This is a genomic window from Microcystis sp. M53598_WE2, assembly GCF_030067735.1.
Lineage (GTDB): Bacteria > Cyanobacteriota > Cyanobacteriia > Cyanobacteriales > Microcystaceae > Microcystis > Microcystis aeruginosa.
This window is the reverse complement of sequence record NZ_JASJFE010000756.1, coordinates 1-1,642: the sequence shown is the minus strand read 5'-3', so window position 1 is coordinate 1,642 and position 1,642 is coordinate 1. Positions and strand designations below refer to the sequence as shown.

The window sequence follows — 1,642 nt, the reverse complement described above, 5'->3', positions numbered from 1 at the left end:
TGGTAAAACTCTACACCCTACACCCCACACCCCACACCCCACACCCTGCCCCCACGAACAACTTTTTCAGCAAACCCTATGTATGGGGGAAGTCCAGGTATTACATGAGACTGGACCAAAACGAGGGTGAGTTAGTTAAGATAACTCACCCTGAAAGAGATTTAGCGATCAACTGACCCCATAATAATATCAATACTGCCTAAAATCGCCATAATATCGGCAACTTTTACCCCTTTGAGGATATGAGGCAGAATTTGAAGATTATTAAAATCGGCGGCCCGAATTTTCCAACGCCAAGGGAAAACATCATCATTACCGACGATAAAGATACCTAATTCCCCTTTACCGCTTTCCAAGCGCACATAATGTTCACCTTTAGGGATTTTGAAAGTGGGGGCGACTTTTTTGGCGATATATTGATAGTCAAAATCATTCCAAGCTGATTTTTTCCCTTCTGCCATCCGTTTTGCTTCCAGATTTTCGTAGGGACCACCGGGTAAACCTTTCAGTGCTTGCCGGATAATTTTCACCGATTCGCGCATTTCCCGAATCCGCACCAGATAACGAGCAAAACAATCGCCGGCGGTTTCCCAATGCACTTCCCAGTCAAAATCGTCGTAACACTCGTAATGGTCAACTTTTCTTAAATCCCATTTCACCCCGGAAGCGCGTAACATCGGACCAGATAAACCCCAGTTAATCGCTTCGTCTCTGGTAATGCAGCCTATCCCTTCAATACGACGGCGGAAAATCGGGTTATTAGTGATTAATTTCTCGTATTCGTCCACTTTGGGGTCAAAATAGTCACAGAAATCCACGCACTTATCCACCCATCCGTAGGGTAAATCCACCGCCACGCCACCAATACGGAAATAATTATTATTAATTAACCGCATTCCCGTGGCAGCTTCCCAGAGGTCATAAATCATCTCCCGTTCCCGGAAAATGTAGAAAAAGGGAGTTTGTGCGCCTACATCCGCCATAAAGGGGCCTAACCAGAGTAAATGGTTAGCGATGCGGTTGAGTTCCAACATAATCACCCGGATATATTGCGCTCGTTTGGGAACGGCGATATCGGCTAATTTTTCGGGAGCATTGACCGTAATCGCCTCATTAAACATCCCTGCGGCGTAATCCCAACGACTAACGTAGGGAACGTACATGACATTAGTGCGATTTTCGGCAATTTTTTCCATGCCCCGATGAAGATAACCGATCACGGGTTCACAGTCAATCACGTCTTCCCCGTCAAGGGTGACGATTAAGCGCAAAACTCCGTGCATCGAAGGGTGATGGGGTCCCATGTTTAAAACCATGGGTTCTGTTCTCGTTTCAATTTTTGCCATAGGGCTACCGATGATCCCGAAAATCTTTTTAAAGTTATTATAAGTAAACGCTTCGACAATACACAAGGACTATCGGGTATCAGGAGACGGCCGGCAGAATTTAGGAGGCAGTCACGATGCAACAAGTTACACTGTCAAGCATGAAAATATTCTGATCCTAAATCCAGTTATTAAAAACTGATTATGTATTCCCCCTCTTGCCTCTTGCCTGTCCTGATATATAGCCTATACTCAAGGGATTTAGTATTACTTGAGATCTGATTACTCAATCCAAGCTTTTGGGGGGTTCTACCCCC

At 45.1% G+C, this 1,642-nt stretch carries 1 protein-coding gene; it reads right to left on the bottom strand.

Translation table 11 applies throughout. The features are described from left to right. Positions 1–161: 161 nt before the first annotated feature. Positions 162–1,346, bottom strand: coding sequence for an NAD(P)H-quinone oxidoreductase subunit H (locus PX636_RS15480; protein ID WP_002760089.1), 1,185 nt, complete (start codon positions 1,344–1,346; stop codon positions 162–164). Between the last annotated feature and the right edge of the window lie 296 nt (positions 1,347–1,642).